The organism is Mesorhizobium sp. M2A.F.Ca.ET.067.02.1.1 (assembly GCF_004023285.1).
In the GTDB taxonomy this organism is placed as follows: Bacteria; Pseudomonadota; Alphaproteobacteria; order Rhizobiales; family Rhizobiaceae; genus Mesorhizobium.
In genome coordinates this window covers 1-3,062 of record NZ_RZSB01000727.1, presented here as the reverse complement: position 1 = coordinate 3,062, position 3,062 = coordinate 1, and the positions used below count along the sequence as shown (strand labels likewise).

3 protein-coding genes and 1 pseudogene are annotated in these 3,062 nt (G+C 63.7%); 2 read left to right on the top strand and 2 right to left on the bottom strand.

What is annotated here, in order from left to right; all coding sequences use genetic code 11:
* Together EOA28_RS30790 and EOA28_RS30785 are read left to right on the top strand one after the other, a co-directional pair.
* Positions 1-198, top strand: a pseudogene (locus tag EOA28_RS30790) (insulinase family protein); the annotation flags it as partial.
* The gene (locus EOA28_RS30785; RefSeq protein WP_127251020.1) at positions 195-1,052 is read left to right on the top strand and encodes a patatin-like phospholipase family protein; all 858 of its coding nucleotides are present in this window, start codon (positions 195-197) and stop codon (positions 1,050-1,052) included. The pseudogene EOA28_RS30790 and the gene EOA28_RS30785, both read left to right, overlap by 4 nt.
* A 91-nt stretch (positions 1,053-1,143) precedes the next feature.
* Here EOA28_RS30785 and EOA28_RS30780 read toward each other — a convergent pair whose 3' ends face one another.
* The gene (locus tag EOA28_RS30780; RefSeq protein ID WP_245463279.1) at positions 1,144-1,596 is read right to left on the bottom strand and encodes a dihydrofolate reductase family protein; all 453 of its coding nucleotides are present in this window, start codon (positions 1,594-1,596) and stop codon (positions 1,144-1,146) included.
* Positions 1,597-1,874: 278 nt separating this feature from the next.
* On the bottom strand, positions 1,875-3,062 hold a 1,188-nt coding region (locus EOA28_RS30775), incomplete at its 5' end, for an outer membrane beta-barrel protein (RefSeq protein ID WP_128315612.1).

Here is a 3,062-nt window from a genome sequence, read left to right as displayed (position 1 = left end):
GCCTCCATCGCCGCGACGCTGGTCGAGCTGCAGGTCGACAATCTCGGCATCGACTATATGAAGCGCCGCGCCGCGCTCATCAACGCGGTGACGCTGGCCGAAGTCAAGGCGGCGGCGAAGAAGCTTCTGTCGGCCGATCCCGCCGTGATGGTCATCGGCCCGCCGCTGGTGCAGGTGGCGGGGGGCGGCAAGGGATGAGCCCGACCTTCGGGGTGGCTTTCGGCGGCGGCGGCGCGCGCGGTCTCGCGCATATCCACATCATCGAGGCCCTCGACGAGCTGGGCATCAAGCCGGTGGCGATCGCCGGCTCGTCGATCGGCTCCATCATGGGAGCCGGCATGGCGTCGGGCATGACGGGCGCCGAGATCCACGGCTATGCCCGATCGATCCTCGGCAGCCGCGCCGAAGTGGCGGCGCGCATGTGGCGCTCGCGGCCGGGCACGATCGCGGAGGCCATGCAGGGCGGCATCCGCGTCGGCCAGTTCAACATCGAGCGCATCTTGAAGGCCTTCCTGCCTGAGCCGATCCCGCGGACGTTCGACGCGCTGAAGATCCCGCTCAAGGTGACGGCGACCGATTATTTCGGCCACAAGCTGGCGGTGCTCGCCGAGGGTGAATTGCATTCCGCGCTTGCCGCTTCGGCAGCCATCCCGGCGGTGTTCCGTCCGGTGGTTCGCAATGGCTGCCTGCTGATCGACGGCGGCATCTACAATCCCGTCCCTTTCGATCTCCTCGAAAAGGATGCCGACATCATCATCGCGATCGACGTTGTTGGAGCGCCGAGCGATGCCGAGCGCAAGCACCCGACCACGGTGGACCTGATGTACGGCGCCTCGCAATTGATGATGCAGTCGATCATCGCCAACAAGCTGCAGCAGTCGAGGCCCGACATCCTGGTCCGCCCGAAAGTCTCGAAGTACCGCGTGCTCGATTTCCTGAAGATCGAGGCGCTGATGGCCGAGACGGCGGAGATCAAGGACGAAGTGAAGCGCGCCGTCGAGAAGGCGGTGGCCAGGCATGGCGGCAAGCGCGGGAAGAAGAAGGTTGTCTAGGTGCACCAGGCCCGACGGCCTATACAACAGCCTTGCGGGAGCTAAGTGGGGGCGGACCGCCCCTGCCTCAATGCTGCTGGAAAACAGCCGCTTAATCTTTCGCGGCCGTTGCGTATTCCATCGCCACCACCCCATTGTCGAGCGGCGCGGCCGAGACCAGGTCGAGTTCGACCGGTCCATCGGCCGGAAACAGTTGCTTGCCCTGGCCGGCAGCCCTCGGATAGACGAGCAGCCGCACGCGGTCGATCAGGCCGGCGCCGAGAAGCTGCCGGGCGATGCTCAGGCTGCCATGCACATAGATGTTGCCGCCGGACTGCCGTTTCAGCCGGGCGACGGCCTCGGGCAGGGGGCGTTCGAGGAGCTCGGCCGGTTTCCAATCGACCGTCTTGAGGCTGGCCGAGGCGACATATTTCGGCAGCGCGTTGAAGCGGTCGGCGAAGTCGCCTGTCTCCAAGGGCCAATGGCCGGCGAAGATCTCGTAGGTGACGCGTCCGAAAAGCATGGCGCCGCTATCGGCAAGCTCATCCTCCTTGAACTTGTTCATCGCGTTGTTCTAGACGACGTTGGGCAACCGCTCGTGTTCGGCGATGCCGTCGACGGTAATGAATTCGGTGACGATCAATTTGCGCATGGCGTCCTTCGCATTCGATCAAAATGCCACATTAATTCGAATGTCGAATAGTATGGCAATGGAGATATGCCCGCGGACACTCTGGGCTCAGCTACCCCGATCGTCTTGCAGGCCTCAAACCTGCACAGGATGATCGAGGCAAAAAAAGCCCGCCATTCGGCGGGCTTCCTGCTCTGGCTGGAGGCCTTTGCTTAGTTGAACTTGTACTTGGCGTCGATGCGCACGGTGTGGAAGGACGGCGTCGAGGTCACAAGCCCGCTCAGGATCGGGAATTCGTCCGAAAAATCTTCCTTGGCGAACTGCGAGTAGCGGTATTCGATGCCGACAGTCATCTTGTCCGACACGGCCGTTTCCAGGCCCGCGCCGACCGAGAAGCCGCTGGAGCCCCAATCGACGTCGAGCGGTGCCGGAGCATCGAGCTTGAAGTGCTGCCAGCTGTAGCCGGCGAGCGCGTAGGCCAGCGTCGCTTCGTTGACCTTCATGCCGATGCGGCCGAGCACGTCGAAACCATAATCGGTGTTGAGACTGATCGAATCGACACCGCCACCCAGAAGCCCGCCCAGCTCGAGCTTCGACTTGATGCCTGAGAGGCGCGCGTCCACGAGTATGCCAACCACCCAGCTGCCCATGTCCTGATCGTAGCCGAGGCTGGCCTCGCCGAACACGCCTTCGCCGCCCAGGCCGTTGACCTTCACATCAGCCGGCGGAACTTCGATCTGATGCACCACCGCGCCGGCGCCGAGTCCGCCGCCGACATAGAAGCCGGTCCAGTTGTAGGAAGGCGTCTCGAAGCTGGCCGCGCCGCCGTCATTGGCGTTGAAGCGGTAGCTGGCGGCCACTTCGAAGGTGTGGCGCGAGGTGTCGAGATTGAGCGCGCCATCCGGCAGCCCAAACTGGGAAAGCAGATTGTCCTTGGTGCCAAAGCGGGTGTAGCGATACTCGCCCTTCAGCGTCCAGTTGCTGTTGATCGCGGTTTCGACACCGGCGCCGACGAAGTAGCCGCCCTGGTCCCAATCCATACCGAAGCCGGCATTGGTGTCGAGCTTGTACTTCTGCCAGGCATAGCCGCCCAGCACATAGCCCAGCGTGCTCGGCGTCAGCAGGTAGCCAGCGCGCACGCCGACGTCGAAGCCGTAGGTTTCCTTGAGGTCGGCGCTGAGGCCACCCAGGGCGCCCACATCAAGCGACGTCTTGATCGTGCCGACATGGGCGTCGATCAGGCCGCCGAGCAGGAAGCGCTGCGAGACCATATAGTCGTAGCCGACGGTCGCCTGGCCGTAGATGCCTTCGCCGCCGATGCCGTTGAGCGAGGATCCCGGGAGGAAATCGCTGCTGAGCTTGTGCACATTGGCGCCGGCGCCGACGCCGAAACCGACATA